The organism is Magnetofaba australis IT-1 (genome assembly GCF_002109495.1).
Classification (GTDB): domain Bacteria; phylum Pseudomonadota; class Magnetococcia; order Magnetococcales; family Magnetococcaceae; genus Magnetofaba; species Magnetofaba australis.
Genome location: NZ_LVJN01000018.1, coordinates 1 through 16,811, shown reverse-complemented (window position 1 = coordinate 16,811; position 16,811 = coordinate 1). Strand labels below are relative to the sequence as shown.

Here is a 16,811-nt window from a genome sequence, read left to right as displayed (position 1 = left end):
AGCCCCGGAGATTCGCATCTCCGGGGCTTCAAGTTGCTAGAGGTTAAGAGGCGTGGTTACCACATGATCTTGTCGATGCCATCGAAGTCGATCTCGGTGCCATCCTCCAAGGTGATGGTGCCTGCCGCATCGCCTTCGTCGAAGACGATGGAGTCCATATCATCAGCGCCTTCACCCGGCACGTAGCTGTAGCCATCCTCAGTGGTGATGGTCCAGTTACCCACATCATCCAGACCCATGACCGGATCTTCAGTCATGCCGTCCATGCGGATCACGTCGGTATACCCGGCGCCGCCGCTGATGAAGTCGGAGCCCTCGTTCATGCCGAAGATGAACAGGTCGTTGCCTGCATCGCCGACCATGAAGTCGTCGCCCGCGCCGCCTTCGAAGATGTCATCCCCGGCGCCGCCTTCCAGCTGGTCGTCGCCCGATCCGCCCATCATCCAGTCATCGCCACCGGTTCCGGTGAGATCATCGTCGCCGGTTCCGCCGTCGATCATGGTCACGTCGGCATCGTTCTCCGCCACGCCCAGTTCGTCGGCATCCACGTCAAAGCTGACCTCATCGCTGCTCACCTCACCGCTGTCGCTGGTGGTGACGGTGGTCATCGGCACTTCCAGATCGCCGCCGTCGTAGTCATCCGGCGCCAGGATCTCCAGGGCGTCGGCCTCTTCGCCGGTCATCACCCAGGTTTCGCTCACCGGGTTGTAGACGCCCTCGGAGAGCATCGCCCCTTCCGGCAGGTCGCCGTCAGCGATCACCACCGTAGTGGATTCGCCGCCGCCTTCCATGGAGGCGCCGGTACGCGCGCCATCCTCACCGTAGGAATCATCCAGCGTCACATTGAAGCTGACGCTGCTGTCGAAGTTAATGGCTCCATCATCCTCCACAGTCACGGCGGTGACGGTCATATCGAACCCTTCACCTCCGCTGACGCCTTCCGGCGGCAGGATCATCAGGTCGCCGATCTCATCGGCCGAGACAATCCAGGTGCCGTCGCCGCCATTCATACCGGCTTGGACGATGTCACCGTTCTCATCCACTCCCACCGCCAGCACCGCGCCGTCGGGCACGTCACTGACGACGAAGTACATATCCTCCGAGCCGTCGGCTGCGGTGGCGGAGATGTCCATTGGCGCCAGATCGCCCATATTGGATTCCACCACATTGCCGTCAGGCATCGCAGTCACGTCGTCAGCGCTCAGGCTGCTAACGCCGTCGGCGGTTTCAACTCCCAGGTGGGAATCAAGATCGCCGCCTTGGCCAGATCCGCCACCGTGGCCGGAACCATCACCCTTACCGGACTGACCACCCTTGCCAGAGCCGCCGCCCTTACCGGAATGACCACCCTTGCCGGAGCCGCCGCCCTTACCGGAATGACCACCCTTGCCAGAGCCGCCGCCCTTGCCGGACTGACCACCCTTGCCAGAGCCGCCGCCCTTACCGGACTGACCGCCCTTACCAGAGCCGCCGCCCTTACCGGACTGACCGCCCTTGCCAGAACCGCCGCCCTTACCGGACTGGCCACCCTTGCCAGAGCCGCCGCCCTTACCGGACTGACCACCCTTGCCAGAGCCGCCGCCCTTACCGGACTGGCCACCCTTGCCAGAGCCGCCGCCCTTACCGGAATGACCACCCTTGCCAGAGCCGCCGCCCTTGCCGGACTGACCACCCTTGCCAGAGCCGCCGCCCTTGCCGGACTGACCACCCTTGCCAGAGCCGCCGCCCTTACCGGAATGACCACCCTTGCCGGAGCCGCCGCCCTTACCGGAATGACCACCCTTGCCAGAGCCGCCGCCCTTACCGGAATGACCGCCCTTGCCGGAGCCGCCGCCCTTACCGGAATGACCACCCTTGCCAGAGCCGCCGCCCTTGCCGGAATGACCACCCTTGCCAGAGCCGCCGCCCTTGCCGGACTGACCACCCTTGCCAGAGCCGCCGCCCTTACCGGAGCCGCCGCCCTTACCGGACTGACCACCCTTGCCGGAGCCGCCGCCCTTACCGGACTGACCACCCTTGCCGGAGCCGCCGCCCTTACCGGACTGACCGCCCTTGCCGGAGCCGCCGCCCTTACCGGACTGACCGCCCTTACCAGAGCCGCCGCCCTTACCGGACTGACCACCCTTACCAGAGCCGCCGCCTAGTTCTTCCGCAGGCTCCTCAGCAGGTTCTTCCTCAGCAGGTTCTTCCTCAGCAGGCTCTTCCGCAGGCTCCTCAGCGGGTTCTTCCGCAGGCTCCTCAGCAGGCTCTTCCGCCGGTTCCTCGCCTTTCTCAGAACCCTGGCCCTTCTCAGAACCTTGGCCCTTCTCAGACCCCTGACCTTTTTCGGAACCTTGGCCTTTTTCAGAACCCTGGCCTTTACCCTCTTCTTCTTCAGGCTCGGCTACAGGCTCTTCCTCAGCAGGCTCTTCCGCAGGCTCCTCAGCAGGCTCTTCCGCAGGCTCCTCAGCAGGCTCTTCCGCAGGCTCCTCACGCAGGCTCCTCAGCAGGCTCTTCCGCAGGCTCCTCAGCAGGCTCTTCCGCAGGCTCCTCAGCAGGCTCTTCCGCAGGCTCCTCAGCAGGCTCTTCCGCAGGTTCCTCAGCAGGCTCTTCCGCAGGTTCCTCGGCAGGCTCTTCCGCAGGCTCTTCGCCTTTCTCAGAACCCTGACCCTTCTCGGAACCTTGGCCCTTCTCAGACCCCTGACCTTTTTCGGAACCTTGGCCTTTTTCAGAACCCTGGCCTTTACCCTCTTCTTCTTCAGGCTCGGCTACAGGCTCTTCCTCAGCAGGCTCTTCCGCAGGCGGTTCTTCAGCCGGAGGCTCTTCCGCAGGCGGTTCTTCAGCCGGAGGCTCTTCCGCAGGCGGCTCTTCCGCCGGAGGCTCTTCCGCAGGCGGCTCTTCCGCCGGAGGCTCTTCCTCGTCCGTGGTCTCCTCGTCCGTGGTCTCCTCGTCCGTGGTCTCCTCGTCCGTGGTCTCCTCGTCCGTGGTCTCCTCGTCCGTGGTCTCCTCGTCCGTGGTCTCCTCAGTCACAGTTTCTTCTGTGATGGTCGTCGTAGAGCTGGCGGAGCTGGTATCGTCGTCGTCGCTCGCAGAATCATCGTCCTGAGAGGAGGAGGAAGTCGTGGTGGTATCGCTGCTCTCTTCTGTCGACTCTTCATCAGAGCTCTCTTCTTCAGAAGAAGTCTCCTCTTCGGCTTGAGTCGTGCTATCGGACTCATCACTGGTCGTGGTGGTGGCGTCGTCGCTGGTGGAAACCGCGTCTTCCGCATCCACGCTCACAGTGTTGACCGTGGTGGTTCCATCGGTAGCAGTAACGGTTGTGCCAACGTTAAAGGAGAAGTCGAGATTGGAGCCCAGATTGGTGATGGACAAGCCGCTCAGGTCCGCCGAAGTCAACGTCCAGGAGCCGTCGGGGTTCTGGGTTCCGGCAGACAGAGTCGCGCCATCCGGCAGACCGCTGATGGAGACGCTCAGGGTTTCGCCATCACCCAGTTCAGGCAGATAGTTACTCAGGTCCAACTGGAGCGCGTCGTTCTCCGTAGAGGTTGTTCCACTGGAGGCTGCGCTGGCGGCAAACGCCGCGGCTTCAGAACCCGCTGCATTGGGGTCGATGGTCTCTGCGCCGGTGGTGGTTCCGGCGTCAGTCTGCGTCGAGGCGGTGTCGAGGACATCTTCAGTTTGACCAAAGCCGTCGTCAAGAGAGACGCCGCCGTCAAACGCCGCGCCGCGCAAACCGGCGCCTGCGCCATCGGTGTTGGCGCCGTTGGGATCGACATGTTCAATATCGACGCCCGGGGGATTGACGTCCACTTCGCCATTGGTGGCGGGGCCCTCCTGCTGACCGGCCACATCGACGTCAACAGGGTTGTCATCGGCGGCGGACTCAGCGGGGTTCAAGCCGCTCTCGCCGCCAGCGCCGCCCTGTCCGGCGCCATCGTCGCCGCCCGCGACGTCCTGCGCCATGAACGGCGTAAACAGCTCTTCCGGGGTATCCTGACTGCCCATCTGAAGCATGGACATGCCCTGAAGATCTTCGGCGGCGCTTCGCGTGCCGTCTGAGACAATGCTTTGTTCGGCTGAGAGGTCAACGTCCTCCCCTCCTTGCAGCACTGTCAGATCATCAAGGATCTGTCGCGCATCGCCTTCATCGGCGGCTGCTTCTTTTACTTCTTGGGATAAATTTCGAATTTCTTCAGCCATGACGCACCCCTATTGCGCAGAACGGACTTCTCCAGCTCATATTATACGCTCATAAATGAAGCGTATACAGCTGGAAATGACACGGGCAACCAATTGTGACGAATCACTTGATTGCAGATGAAATGTGCAAAATTAGCAACCAACTCAATGAGTTGGAGGGGCAGGCAACTCGGAGGGAGTTGTGAGAAATTCGGAAAAAAACCGCTCCAAATTTTTCCCACCATCACAGGATATCAAAGTTCGACCGCTTGACGCAAGATGTTTTCCATAAAAACGTTGGATTTCTTTCCCAACACAGGAAACCTCCAATTAGATAATGCAAATCTCCACTTTTGCAGTTTTTGCCAACGCTTTCAGGCTATCCACAATAGCTTTGCAGCTGAAAGAACAACAGACGTCTTAAGCGCAGGGTTATTCACATGCGAAAATTCACATGCGAAAACTCACTTACCCCTCCCCTGTGCAGTGGAAAGCGCCACCGGGAAATCCAGATCCGGATTGGCGGAGCGCTCGGTCGGATGCTGCTGATTGTAAGTCAATTCGCGCACGCGCCGAGCAAGCCAATCGCGCAACTCCGAAACCCGAATCTGTCCATCGTCATCGGCATCGGCGCGGCCAGACTCCAGCCCTTCTCGCAGAGCATAGGTGAACACGCCGTTGGACCACTGAGCCGACTCCAGCGCATACTCCACGCCGCCCGCCGCCGCCAGCACCACCGCGCCCGCATCGGCCTCCAAATTGGAGAAGAGTCTCTGCATGGCGTGAAAGCTGGCGCCCAAGCCCACCCGCCCCACACGCCCCGCCGAGCGCGCGGCAAAGCGTTTGAGATGGCGTTTCAATCCGCGACCGGCGAGCTCCTCAGCCTCCTCTTCCTCAGCCTCCAGCACGTCCGGGTCGGGCAGGACGTCCAACTCCGGATCCACTTCCCCGGCGTGACAGCTATCGATGAGAATCAGCCGATTGCGCGCGCGGGTCTGCGCCAGCAGCGCGGGGATCTCCGCGTAAGCGATGCCCGCCTCGGCGGGATTATCCGGATCCAGAGAGTGGGCGCCGAACCAATAATCCAGCTCATCGTCCAGCACCCCGTGACCGGCAAAGAAGAGAATCGCCTGATCCGAAGCCCGCGCAGGCGCGAAAAACTGCGCCGCCGTGCGCCGCACCGACTGCCGCTCGACCTTGTCATTGTCCACCAGCGCCACATGCACGCGCTGATAAAGCTTCCCTTCCAGGGACTGAAACAGCATGGTCAGGTCGCGGGCATCCTTGGCGGCGTAGGTGAGATTCAACCCCGGACGTTTATAGCGCGACACCCCCACCGCCATGATATAGAGATCCGGCTGCGGCGCCGACAGGGAGGAGTTCACCACTATGGTGCGACGGGCGCTGAGTACGCCGCGCGCATCTTCGGCGGCGACCTGAATCCGGTTCTCCCCCGGGGCCAACCCCACGGTGATGTCGCCTTGCCACGCATCGGCGCTCATCTCCCGCCCATCAACTGAAGCCTCCGGCACCGAATTGACCCACACCCGCAGCCGCTTGAGCGGCGCATCGCCGCTCTGGGCTTCCAGCGACAGCGTCACATGCTCCGCCTCGCTGACGGCGGACAGATCGCGGGTGAGACGCAGTTTCGGTCGCTTGAGCGCCTGATGCGGAGTAAGCGCCATGACGCCTTCGCGTTTGAGGCGTTTGACGTGGGCGGCCCGCAGCACCGCCAGACGCCGCTCCGAGGCGTAGCCCAGACGCTCCAGCACCACATCGGGGCGGTTCATATAGAGATCGAAGGATTCAAAATCGAACGCCTTGCCGCCTTGGGTCAGCGCCAGGGCGCGCAGCGCGCCGGGCGAAACGCTGTAGTAGCCGTCATCGGTGGCGATGATGTGATCCTTCTCCCCGGCGCCGATGAGGGTGGCGACGTGGTGGGTCCAGCGGAACAACCCGAAGGCGCGCAGGAACTGCTGCTGCAGAAAATTGGGAAATGGCGTCGCCATCGGCGCAGGCGAGCGCACCGACCAGAGTTTGACTGCGCCATCGGCTCCAGCGGTAAACAGACGCGCGCCGTCATCGATAAAACCGAGACTCTGAATCGCCACATCGTGGGCGGAGAAATGCGCCTGCGCCACCCCTGAGGCGACATCAAACAGCGTCAACTCGCCACTCTTGACGCCCGCAGCCAGCAGCGCGCCATCGGGACTCAACGCAAGATGTGTGGCGTCGCCCAAGCCCCATGCCGGCTGCATATCGCGCTCCACTGCGCCGGTGGCGGGGTCCAGCAGCCGGATTACCGGGATGTAGGGGTTCCAGAACGCCCCCTTGGCGTCCCGCACCGGCCCCAACGCCAGCCGCGCCCCGCGCGCATCCGTGGCCAGTTTCACATGTTGGGGATTATACCAAGTCTGCGAGCGGCTCCAGAGCGGCTCGCTATCGCTTTTGCCCCACGCCACCACGCGCCCATCACCCAGCGCCGCCACCAGATCCACCGTTGGATGGTCGGGCAGAAACAGCAGATCCCGCACCGCCGCGCCGGGCTCCACGCGCAGAGTCCGCGCGGGCGCATCCCCCTGTACGGAGCGAATCGTCACCTGGCCGCGCCAATCCCCCAAGGCGACCCGCCCATCTTGTGACAGCGCGCTGGCGCTCCACACGCCCATCACCGGCTTTTGCGTCTGCGCCGCCTGCTCAGAAAGCGGTCCGAACCACGCCCCCGCCTCCCAGCGCATGGCCATATCCATGCCGGACTCGCGCGCTTGTAGATGGATCGCTTGCGGCGGATTCACCGCCGCCTGCGCCTCGAACGCGGGCGCGCGCAGATCCCATTGCCCCGTCTGCCGCTTGCCCACCAACATCATCTGCCCGGCGTGCATGGAGGTGGTGGTCACAATGGGCCAACTGCGCGGCCGCACCGTCTCCAGCAACGTTCCACTGGCCACATCGCGCAACTCAATGCGCGCGCCCTCCGTTGCCGATATGGCAAGAAACGCCACATCCCCCGCCGGACTCAACGCCACGGCGCTGGCGTCGGGGTCGGACCACGCACGCAGTGGCTCGGGCGGCGTTTGCGCCAAATCCCATACCCCGCGCTCGGTGAGCAAAGTGCGCCCGGCGGCGTCCAGATCCCCCACACGCCCAACCTGCGCCACGCTCTCCCGCTGGCCGCTGGCCACAAACCAGCGCTGCCATGCGCCATCGGCGCCGAGCCACGCCACCCACGCGCCATCGGGCGCCACCAGCAGACGCCGCACATCGGCGGGCCGCGCCACGCCGTCCAGGTGCGCGACCGCCTCACGCTCCTGGAGTTGCAGGTTCTTACACCACTTGGTCAGCAGCTCTGTTTGATCGCAGCCTGCAAATCCCAATCGCCACAGGGTCAAGCGGCCATCGTGGCCCAACGTCGCCAGTCGGTCGCCCGCATCATTGGCGCCCAGCGCCGCCACCCCGGTTTTGTCCAACTGAAACGCCATCGGCGTGTTCTTCTTCCACCCCAGATTGAGCATCGCCACCCAGCCATCCGGGTAGCCCAGCACCGGATAGAGCCCGAGATGGGTCCGCGCGCGCGGGCGTTCATCGGGCTCCTTGCGCATCGCTGTTGTCGGCCCGGAGCCGAATGGCGTGGGCTCCTGCGCCGTCATGTACCCATGCGCCGCGCCGGTTTCGCTGGTCACGCCCAACAGATCGCCATGAGATGCGAAGAACAGGTCGTCGGAATCATCGGCAAAGGCGGCGCGCACGCGACGCAGCGGCACGTCCCAAAAGGTGAGTTGCCCGGCGTCGGAGAGAAACGCCAGGGTTCTGCCATCGGCGGTCAGATCCAGCGCCGTGACGCGCGCAGAGGGCGCCACCTGGGGAATGGCGCGCACATGCAGCCCCCACAGCGGGGCGTCGGAGTAGTTCCACACCCGCACCCTATTGATCACGCCGATGTTGCGCAGTTGACCGCTCTTGCCGGCGTACGGTTCGCCCTGGGCCGGGCCGGTGACGCCCCACTGCAACGGCCGCCCGGTCTGCGCGTCGATGAACAGCTCCCCACGCAGATCACCCGTCAGATGCGCCAGATCCAACCTATCGCGACAGCGCGCCGCAAAACGGATCACCTGCCGGTGCCAACGCTCCTCAGCCCCAACGATGCGCAGCGCCGCCTGCTGCAGGCCCATGGTCTGGGTCAATGCTGGCGGCAGCTCCCGCCACTGGTCGGAGTCCCAACTCTGCTGCGTCAACCACTGGCCCAGCGCGTCATGCAGCTCCGGCTCGGCGTGACGTTCGAGAATCTGCGCGCGGGTCTTGTCATCGGGCTGGAAAGATTTCAGCGGCGTCAGTTCGCGCTCGCCATCGGGGTGGAAGGTGATGCGATAGCTCTTTCCTTCGAGGGGAAAGGTTCGGCTCTGATCGAGCCTCCCGCCATCGGTCAGACGCATACGCTCGCCGAACACCGTGCGTTTCAGCCGCTGCTGCTGCTGCGCGTCATGGTCGAACTCAAAGGATTCAAAACGGGCGTAGTTGAGGATGAGACGCTGAAACTGCTGCGGGTCGATCTCGCCGGAGCCGTCCGCGCGCAGCGGATGCACGCGATAGCGGTGCTCGGACTGCTTGAACAGAGCCGCCACCCCATCGTGCAGCGGAACATAGCGCCAAGCAGGGATCTCTTGCGCTGAGACAACGGAAGCTGACGCCACAGACCAAGCCAGCGCCACACAGATCACCCACCACCACCGACCCCCACCAACACTCATACCATCACTCTCTTGAATTCGTCCTGATTTAAGGAACAGCAGAGCGGCGCGCCTAATCGGCCACACAGATCTCCCGTCGCCGCACCGCCAGCAGGGTGCGCCAGCTCAACCCGGCGATCACCACGCACAACAACCCGAGCAGCCCCCAGGAGAGCGCCATCAAGGCGGGCGTGTGCAGCCGTTCATACAGCGCCATGGTGGCGATGGTGATAGCCGCCAACGGGAAGGAGTAGGCCCACCAGGAGAGGAAGAACTGCAAGCGGGCAAAGCGCCTCGCCTGGGTCAGCAGCAGCAGAGTGAGAAACAGCCCGGCGTAATAGAGGATGCGCGCAAACGGATCCAGCGATCCAGTCAGTTTCAAATAGGAGATGAACCCCACCGCCGGAGGCGCGATGAGGATGAACAGCGTCGGCGTCAGCTTGCCCGGCAGCGGTGGATGGAAGATCAGGCGATAGAACACCACCGCCTTGAGCACCAGCCAGAACAGCAGGCCGATGCTAAAGAAGAACCAGGAGATCTCCGTATAGCCATGGGCCACCCCCGCCACCGGCACGATGATATTGCCCACCACCGGGATGAACCAGGAGGGGTTCATGTGCTGAATCTGGAAGTGTTCGTGATTGATCCACGCCCCCAACACATAGAGGGTGAAGCCCAGATGCAGCCCCGCCCCCACCAGCCACAATCCATGGGACAGGCGCGGGGCCAACTCCAGCACCACCACCGCAAACAGCAGCATGCTGATGGAGAGCGTAGGGAAAAAACTGAGTTTGATGGGGTGATGCAGCTCATCGCGCACCGCATCCGCATGGCGCACCAATTTAACCAGGAACAGCGCGGCCAGGGTCAGAAACACCGCCGCCACCAGCGCCGCTAACATGGGGCTGACAAACGGCAAGCCCAGCACATGCTCGCCTTTGGTCCAGGCCAAGGTGAGGCCACACAGCCCCATAACCACGGCGAAAAAGGAGATCGGCAAGTGGCTTAATCGATCGGAAGCGGCGGGTGCGTTCATGCGACATCATCCAGCAGGAGGAAACGATTCAAAGACTCCACGCCGCACAACCGGCGCGCTCTGTAACTGGACAGTTCTGCGCCGCTGGCGTTCCCCGCCCGGTGCGACTATGGTCTTGTCACATCGCCAACACACCAGATGCGAGCCGATCACCATGGATCTCTCCAGCCTATCGCCCTGGGCGCCCACGCCTGCGGACAATCGCTTTGCGCTCATCGCCCTGGCGCTGCTGGCGGCGCGCATTCGGCGCCTCACCGCAGTCAATCGCTTCCTGCTGGCGGCGGTGAATCTGCTGGGCACGGCGCTGCATGAGTTGGCGCACTTCCTCGTCGGACTGCTGCTCAACGCCCGCCCCACCGGCTTCTCCCTGTGGCCAAAACCGGCGCTGGACGGCGGCACGGTGCTGGGCAGCGTGTCGTTTCGCAACTTGCGCTTCTACAACCGCTTCGCCACCGCCATGGCGCCCACGGCGCTGATCTATCTGGCGTGGCTGTTCGACCAGCGATTTTTCCAAGAGGTGGAGCAGACCATTCCCAACCTGCTGCTCTACATCGCGGTGATGGTGCTGCTGCTGGAGAACGCCATCCCCTCCACCACCGATTTCAGACTCGCCTTCGCCAACCTTGGCAGCTTGCTGTTCACTGCGCTATTGGCGCTGCCGTTTCTGTTCCCCAGCTGGTTCGAACCGCTGTGGCAAGCGATGCCTGCTTTCTGATCATCGCTTGCATTCAAAACTGAACATATGGGTGTTGGAAGATATCGAGGGCTCCGCCCTCGAGCTCCCAACTTCCACACCATGGGGCGCTGCCCCATACCCCGCTGGGGGCGAAGCCCCCTGACGATTCGGCAGGATTGCCGAATCGGACTCGCGCAGCGAGCCCGAAGGGTGAGGGCCATGGATGGCCCGAATCACCCCGCCGCCGACCAGTCGGCGGCCAATAGTTAGCGCAAGCTCAAGCGACGTCACACAAACATTGGCCGTTTTGTGCAGTTTCTGGTTTCAAACGACTATTTGAGAGTCTCAAGAGGGCAAGAAGCCCACAGTCAACCCACCAAGAGTTCATGCCAACGCGATAGAAAAACCAACGAGGGTCCAGGGAAATCATTTCCCTGGCGGGTCAAGGGCAGAGCCCTCGCAGGTCCAGGGCAGAGCCCTGGTGGGGTCTGGGGCGACGCCCCAGCCTCTTAACGTCTTCCAACGCAGCACTCTGAATTCAATTCAAACAACTGGCGCAAGAACTTAGAACGCCCAGCCGCCATCCTGGGCGCCCAGTTTGTCCATCACCGCATCGCGCCAGGTCTGGCTATTGCGATACTCCAGCAGGATCCGGTTCACCGGCTCGCGCAGCGCGCTGCCCTGGGGATAGGCCAGCGCATACTCCTCGCGCTTGATGCGTCCCGGCAGCACCTCGGCCACCCCGGCGTATTTTTCGTTGATCAAATAGCGCAGAATCGGCGCGTCATACACCACCGCGTCGAGCTTGCCGTCGGCCAGCGCCTGTAGCGCCTCATCGGGTTCGGGAAAGATCACCGCGCGCACGCCCTGGCGATTCAGATGGCGCTCGCTGGTGGTGGCGCTGATGGCGCCCACCCGCGCCGTGAGCAGGTCCGCCGGGCCTTTGACCTTGGCGTCCTGCACGCTGGAGATGGTCAGCGCCGAGGTGATCATGGCGGTAAACGAGGAGATGGTGATAATGCCGGCGAACATCCACACCAGAGCGATGATGCGTCCGCCCAGGGTGCGCGGCGCTTTGTCGCCATAGCCCACCGTGGTCATGGTGACCGCCGACCACCAGAAGCCCACGCCGATGCCCTTGAGCGCCGAACCGCCGAACTGCTCGGCGTTCTGTTTGCGCTCGAAGATCCACACCAGCACGCCGGTCACCAGCAGCAGCGCGCCCAGCGCCGCCATCGCCTTGAGGAACGGCCAGGAGAACAGACTCTCCATCAGCGAGCCCAGCAGGCTGGTCTCGGCGCGCGAAGGGATAGCGATGCCGAGGCCGGAGGTGAAATAGGGGTGGGAGAAGTCCATGGCGGTTTCCCGCTCCGCGGTCACCGTCAGCGCAGCGGCGCCCACATCCGCCTGCCCGCTCTCCACCGCTTTGAGCATGTCGCTCAGGTCCAGCGGGACGTACTCATAAGTGAGGTCGAGCTTTTCGGCGATCTCGCGCCACAGGCGGATGGTCAGTCCCTCCCACTCGCCGCTCTGCGGGTCGCGCATCACAAACGGCGGCGACTCCTTGATGGCGATTTTCAGGGTTTTGCCTGGGGCCCCTTCCGCCTGTGCGCAAGGCGCGCCCAACAGCAGCCCCAGCGCCAGAACGGCAAATAGCGCCAAGCCGCGCAAAGCCCTGCTGTGGGTGGATGGGTGTTGGTCTCCTGCGTGTAATCGCGTCTGCATCGCCACCGCCGCCTCCAATCGGAATCGTGTCTCTGTCGTGGCGACCAGTGTGCCCCAGGCGCCCCCAAAGATTCAAACCCCGGGTTGATTTTTCAGCAGAAATGTCAAAGCAGGAAGAAACAGAACAAGATCACACGACCCGCGCGAACGCGTGACCGAAAAGCAAAAAAGGGGAGCGCGCGCTCCCCTTCGATTGCGTAAAACCCGGCGGAATTACACCGACAGAATCATCCCCAAGCGGAATTTCAGATCCATGGGAATCTCCGTGGCGGTCTGCATCAGATTCTCCAGCAGAGCGATCTCATTGGCGTCGTAATCGTCGTCCTTTTCGATCATATCGATCAGCCAGGCGGTCTCCTCGGCGTCGATCTGCCCGGCGGAGATTTCGTCATACACCACGTGCTGGGTGATCACATCCACAAATAGCGCGCGCCACTGGCCGGAGCGCTTCTCCGCTTTGATCCCCTCGTTAGGCTTTGTCAACTTGTCCAGCACAAGCCTAAAGAACGCTTCCTGCGCGCAGCCGACACCCTCCCCCGACTTCAAATCCAGGACGCAGTCCCGGTAACCTTGCGCCACTCCGCGAATCCGCGATTACGGAGTTCACGATACGACGAAGCGGACATCAGATGGCGGTCTTGGCGGGAGAGATTGTTGATCGGTCCGTGGACCGAAAGAAAACGCTGAGCGTGGCCTGGAGATTTGAATCTTCGCATCTGCCGTTCCTGCTGACGCGATCGCTGGTGCGAGTTCTCAGCCCGATTGTTTTGGTACTGGCGGGTGTCGTGTTCGACGTCCAGATCGGTCTCCCTGATGGCAGCACCATAGCTCTTGAGCTTGTCCGTCACGATCCGGTTCGGGCAGTACTTCAGCCCTTTTAGGAGCTTACGGAAAAACTTCTTTGCGGCCCTTTTGTTCCTGCGGCTCTGCACCAGGATATCAAGCGTGTCGCCGTCCTGATCAACGGCCCGCCATAGATAGTGCTGCTTGCCTTTGATCTTGATAAAAACCTCATCGAGGTACCATGAGTCCCCCACCCTGCCCTGCCTGGCTCGGATCTTCTTGGCGTAATCCTGACAGAAGTGAAGACACCACTGACGGATCGACTCGTAGCTGACCTCAATGCCTCTGGATGCGAGGATTTCCTCCACATCCCGAAAGCTCAAGGTGAACCGATGGTAGAGCCAAACCGCATGGCTGATAATCTCGCATGGATGCCGGTAACCGTGGTAAGGTGAGGGATTCGTTTTCATGCGGTCAGCCTACCATACCTGATCTCGAGCGCCAACTTGACAGTGCCAGCTCTTCCCCGGGGAGCAGGGGCGACTTATTCAGCTGCTGGTGCGGCGCGTCACGCTGCGCGAAGACCAGCTCCAGATTCAGCTGCGCATTGAAGGCTTTGAGCAGCTCATCGAGGAGTTCCAGACCCAGGAGGCCGCGTAATGCATCCCGACGCCACCACAAAGCTCTCAGACGACAGAAAGACGCTCACCATCACCATCCCCATCAATCTACGGCGCAAGGGGCTGCGCAAGCAGATCGTCGCCGCCAATGGCCAGGATCTGCCCCTGACCAACCCCCGCAAGGACGAGGCTCTGATCCGGGCTCTGGCGCGCGCTTTCTACTGGCGCAAACAGATTGAGTCGGGACAGTCCGCCAATGCTCGTGAATTGGCCGCAAAGGAGAAAATCGATCACGCCTACCTGAGTCGCATCATGCGCATTACCCTGCTGGCTCCTGACATCGTAGAAGCCATTCTTGATGGGCGTCAACCAAGGCTCGTTTCCCTGGATCTGTTGATGGGAGGCTTTCCTGACGCTTGGCCAGATCAGCGAGAAGTACTCGGGTTTCCAGACACTTAACAATACATTCTGAAAGTTTTTCCGCAATCCGTATCAACCGGTCATCGCTCGCATTTCAAACCCACAAAAAAATTGTATGAGCTAAGTGCCCGATTCTCCATGGTCAACAGGCTGTTGACCTTAAGGCCAAGGTCCACAGCTTTCAGAGAATGTGTTGGAGAACGGAGAGTTTGGGGGCGATTTTGGGGCAAACGGAGAGAATCGGAGAAAAACAAGGCCGCTGCTAACGGTTGAATTTGTTAGCTATTTCCAGAAAGAAAAAAGCCCCAAAACCATAAGGAATTGGGGCTTGAGTCAAAGCAGTGGTGCACCGAACGACACCATTTGCGGAAAATTCTCCGTTTCACCCACAACCAGTTTGAGTTCGCAACCCGTTACGCTCGGTAAGCGAGTGCATCGGAACGTGAACCCACTTTTCATTTAAAAACAGCATCTAACGATTCTGCATCAAATATAGTGTCCATCCATCCCTCGATTTCGGGCAAACTGGCTGCCGTAACCTTCGGCTCTACCCAGTCAGGCAGAGAGCCAAAACGACGCTTCAAAAGCCGAGTCAACATGGCTGCGGCTTCCTCCTGACGCCCTTCGTGACGCCCCTTGGACACCATCTCCCGAGCAAACTGTGATGCGTAATGCTCCGCCTCGCCGGGAAACGCTTCTTTCGCATATGCTTGAACATCCGCCATCGTCATCCCCTTGTGCGTCTGGATCAGATACCTCAGCACTAGTTTGGCAAACTCGGGTGCGTATTCCGATGAAAGCGGCCACCGAATCCACCTGAAAGCGGCCACCTGATCCGGACGAATCCGGCCACGTGATCGGAGCGAAGCGACGCGGTGTTTTTTTGCCTCTCTGACGAATGGAGGGAAGGAAGTTATCCACAAACCCACATGGCGCTGGATCCCCACCAATCCAATCGGCCTTGTGGGGCTTGTGGGTAACTTCCTTCCCGTCGAATGTGCTGGGGACTTTTCCCCGCACGGACCTATTTTTGATACGCCCGCCAGGGCGCGGGGTCAAGCGCGAGGTCGAGTTTTCCGCAACGACTCTCCATTGAGATTGATCCGGTGAGCGTTATGCACCAGACGGTCAAGAATGGCGTCGGCGATGGTGGGTTCGCCAATGATTTCATGCCAATGGTCAACGGGGAGTTGGCTGGTGACGATGGTGGAGCGGCGCCCATGGCGCTCTTCCAGGATCTCGAGAAGATCACGGCGATGGTTGGGTTCAAAGGCGTTCAGCCCCCAATCATCCAACACCAGCAGATCCGTTTTGGCCAGAGAAGCGAGCACCTTGTCGAAACGACCATCGCCTCGGGCCACCGCCAGATCCTGGAACAGGCGCGGAACGCGAAGATAGAGTGCGGTCAGGCCGTTGAAGCAGGCCTTGTGCGCCAAGGCGCAGGCCAGCCAGCTTTTGCCGATGCCGGTTGGACCGATGATCAGTAGATTGTCGCCGCTTTTGATCCACTGGCTGGAACCCAGTCGTGAAACGACAGAGCGGTCCAACCCTCTGGGGTGCTGAAAATCGATATCCTCGAAAGTGGCGGCGTGACGTAGCTTGGCTTTTTTGAGACGGTTTTTCAGTCGGCTGTTTTCACGACTGGTCCATTCGTAGTCAACCAGCAGACCAAGCCGCTCCTCGAAGGAGAGTTCGTCTGCTGTGGATGACTGGTTCTGTTCGATCAAGGCGGTCGCCATGCCGTTCAAACGCATGGATTTCAATTTGTCGATGGTCGGATGATTAAGCATGAGGTGATCTCCGGTATGGGCGTCAGTGGAAATAACCTGCGCCGCGCAGGTTGTTGTGCTGGATTGATGGCGTTGTGGGGTCGGATTCCGGCAAAGGCTGTTGGTCGAGATTGCTTTGCAGAATCGACTTGACGCTTTTGTATGTTGGGCCGCCGATGGCCAAGGCTCTTGCGCAGGCGGCATCCACGCGCTCGGAGCCATATTTCTTGGCCAAGCGGATGATGCCCAGGCAGGAGCGGAATCCCTGCTCCGGGTGTGGCCGGTTCTCGATGATGTGGGTGGCCAGTTTGGCGACGTGAGGACCGCTTTCATGCGCCCAACTGATGATCCGTGACGGCGTCCAATGGGCGTGGCGCCGGTGGGATTCAGGCATGTGTTCCGAAGTGGTGGTGTGGCGACCTTTGACGTGGTTGCGGGGGTGGCTGGCGACTCGTTTCCCGCGATGGAAGCACTCCACCGTGTTGGCGGTGTAGCGGATGTCCAGCCGTTTGCGCGCCAATGCGTGGGGGACGCTGTAGTAATGGCCTTCCAGCTCAATGTGGTAGTCAATATGAGGTAGCCTGGAGATTCTGGACACTCCTGTTTGGTATGATGCCCAAAGGGAGCGTTCATAATGAAAAAGACTCAGAGCTACACACCGGAATTTCGCAGTGAAGCGGTCAAACTGGTTTTGGAGCAAGGGCTCACCCTGGAGTTGGCGGCCGAACGGCTTGCGATCCCCAAGAGCACGCTGGCGAACTGGACAAGCGCCGCCAGGGAGCAAGGTCAGAAGATGCCGGGCGGCAGGTCAATTTCCGAGCTTGAAGCGGAAATCACACGACTGCGCAAAGAGTTGAAGCAAGTTCGAGAAGAGCGAGACGTAGATAAAAAACGGCCACG

The 16,811-nt window shown here is 61.3% G+C and carries 14 protein-coding genes; 4 read left to right on the top strand and 10 right to left on the bottom strand.

All coding sequences use genetic code 11. From position 1 onward, the window contains the following. Window positions 1-56: 56 nt before the first annotated feature. A complete protein-coding gene (locus MAIT1_RS21800; RefSeq protein WP_158089341.1) occupies window positions 57-1,190 on the bottom strand; it encodes a calcium-binding protein in 1,134 nt (377 codons plus the stop codon). Window positions 1,191-1,259: 69 nt separating this feature from the next. On the opposite strand from MAIT1_RS21800, the gene MAIT1_RS22020 reads away from it, so the two are divergent. After that, the gene (locus MAIT1_RS22020) at window positions 1,260-2,144 is read left to right on the top strand and encodes a hypothetical protein (protein WP_198947857.1); all 885 of its coding nucleotides are present in this window, start codon (window positions 1,260-1,262) and stop codon (window positions 2,142-2,144) included. Between the two features lie 325 nt (window positions 2,145-2,469). Here MAIT1_RS22020 and MAIT1_RS21790 read toward each other — a convergent pair whose 3' ends face one another. From MAIT1_RS21790 to MAIT1_RS06300, 3 genes are all read right to left on the bottom strand, one after another. Beyond that, on the bottom strand, window positions 2,470-3,999 hold the full coding sequence (locus MAIT1_RS21790; RefSeq protein WP_158089339.1) for a hypothetical protein: 1,530 nt from the start codon (window positions 3,997-3,999) through the stop codon (window positions 2,470-2,472). A gap of 623 nt (window positions 4,000-4,622) precedes the next feature. After that, on the bottom strand, window positions 4,623-8,903 hold the full coding sequence (locus MAIT1_RS06305; protein WP_143814694.1) for a caspase family protein: 4,281 nt from the start codon (window positions 8,901-8,903) through the stop codon (window positions 4,623-4,625). A 52-nt stretch (window positions 8,904-8,955) separates the two neighbouring features. Next, entirely contained in the window at window positions 8,956-9,918 is a 963-nt protein-coding gene (locus tag MAIT1_RS06300) for an SLAC1 anion channel family protein (protein WP_085441448.1), read from the bottom strand. Between the two features lie 154 nt (window positions 9,919-10,072). On the opposite strand from MAIT1_RS06300, the gene MAIT1_RS06295 reads away from it, so the two are divergent. Next, complete coding sequence (locus MAIT1_RS06295; RefSeq protein WP_085441447.1) at window positions 10,073-10,633, top strand: hypothetical protein; 561 nt, start codon at window positions 10,073-10,075, stop codon at window positions 10,631-10,633. A 525-nt stretch (window positions 10,634-11,158) separates the two neighbouring features. Here the strand turns inward: MAIT1_RS06295 and MAIT1_RS06290 are convergent. The 3 genes from MAIT1_RS06290 to MAIT1_RS06280 all read right to left on the bottom strand — a co-directional run bounded on the left by MAIT1_RS06290 (window position 11,159) and on the right by MAIT1_RS06280 (window position 13,572). Then, a complete protein-coding gene (locus MAIT1_RS06290; protein WP_085441446.1) occupies window positions 11,159-12,319 on the bottom strand; it encodes a transporter substrate-binding domain-containing protein in 1,161 nt (386 codons plus the stop codon). A gap of 213 nt (window positions 12,320-12,532) precedes the next feature. Beyond that, complete coding sequence (locus tag MAIT1_RS06285; protein ID WP_085441445.1) at window positions 12,533-12,814, bottom strand: hypothetical protein; 282 nt, start codon at window positions 12,812-12,814, stop codon at window positions 12,533-12,535. 47 nt (window positions 12,815-12,861) lie between these two features. Then, entirely contained in the window at window positions 12,862-13,572 is a 711-nt protein-coding gene (locus MAIT1_RS06280; RefSeq protein ID WP_085441444.1) for an IS6 family transposase, read from the bottom strand. A gap of 189 nt (window positions 13,573-13,761) precedes the next feature. On the opposite strand from MAIT1_RS06280, the gene MAIT1_RS06275 reads away from it, so the two are divergent. Then, entirely contained in the window at window positions 13,762-14,181 is a 420-nt protein-coding gene (locus tag MAIT1_RS06275) for a hypothetical protein (RefSeq protein ID WP_085441443.1), read from the top strand. Between the two features lie 416 nt (window positions 14,182-14,597). Here MAIT1_RS06275 and MAIT1_RS06270 read toward each other — a convergent pair whose 3' ends face one another. From MAIT1_RS06270 to MAIT1_RS06260, 3 genes are all read right to left on the bottom strand, one after another. Beyond that, entirely contained in the window at window positions 14,598-14,867 is a 270-nt protein-coding gene (locus MAIT1_RS06270) for a DUF4351 domain-containing protein (protein ID WP_241893425.1), read from the bottom strand. 330 nt (window positions 14,868-15,197) lie between these two features. Continuing rightward, a complete protein-coding gene (gene istB / locus MAIT1_RS06265; RefSeq protein WP_085441442.1) occupies window positions 15,198-15,932 on the bottom strand; it encodes an IS21-like element helper ATPase IstB in 735 nt (244 codons plus the stop codon). A gap of 22 nt (window positions 15,933-15,954) precedes the next feature. Then, on the bottom strand, window positions 15,955-16,509 hold the full coding sequence (locus MAIT1_RS06260; RefSeq protein ID WP_143814693.1) for a transposase: 555 nt from the start codon (window positions 16,507-16,509) through the stop codon (window positions 15,955-15,957). A 36-nt stretch (window positions 16,510-16,545) separates the two neighbouring features. Between MAIT1_RS06260 and MAIT1_RS06255 the strand changes: the two genes are divergently transcribed. Then, window positions 16,546-16,811, top strand: a 266-nt coding sequence (locus MAIT1_RS06255) for a transposase (protein ID WP_143814692.1), incomplete at its 3' end; no start/stop codon positions are given.

Excerpts from the sequence above, each read along its gene's own strand:
- MAIT1_RS21790 (WP_158089339.1), bottom strand. The coding sequence starts at position 3,999 with ATGTCCATGCTTCAGATGGGCAGTCAGGATACCCCGGAAGAGCTGTTT.
- MAIT1_RS06270 (WP_241893425.1), bottom strand. The coding sequence starts at position 14,867 with ATGGCGGATGTTCAAGCATATGCGAAAGAAGCGTTTCCCGGCGAGGCG.
- MAIT1_RS06295 (WP_085441447.1), top strand. The coding sequence starts at position 10,073 with ATGGATCTCTCCAGCCTATCGCCCTGGGCGCCCACGCCTGCGGACAAT.
- istB (WP_085441442.1), bottom strand. The coding sequence starts at position 15,932 with ATGCTTAATCATCCGACCATCGACAAATTGAAATCCATGCGTTTGAAC.
- MAIT1_RS06275 (WP_085441443.1), top strand. The coding sequence starts at position 13,762 with ATGCATCCCGACGCCACCACAAAGCTCTCAGACGACAGAAAGACGCTC.
- MAIT1_RS06280 (WP_085441444.1), bottom strand. The coding sequence starts at position 13,572 with ATGAAAACGAATCCCTCACCTTACCACGGTTACCGGCATCCATGCGAG.
- MAIT1_RS06305 (WP_143814694.1), bottom strand. The coding sequence starts at position 8,903 with ATGAGTGTTGGTGGGGGTCGGTGGTGGTGGGTGATCTGTGTGGCGCTG.
- MAIT1_RS06300 (WP_085441448.1), bottom strand. The coding sequence starts at position 9,918 with ATGAACGCACCCGCCGCTTCCGATCGATTAAGCCACTTGCCGATCTCC.
- MAIT1_RS06290 (WP_085441446.1), bottom strand. The coding sequence starts at position 12,319 with ATGCAGACGCGATTACACGCAGGAGACCAACACCCATCCACCCACAGC.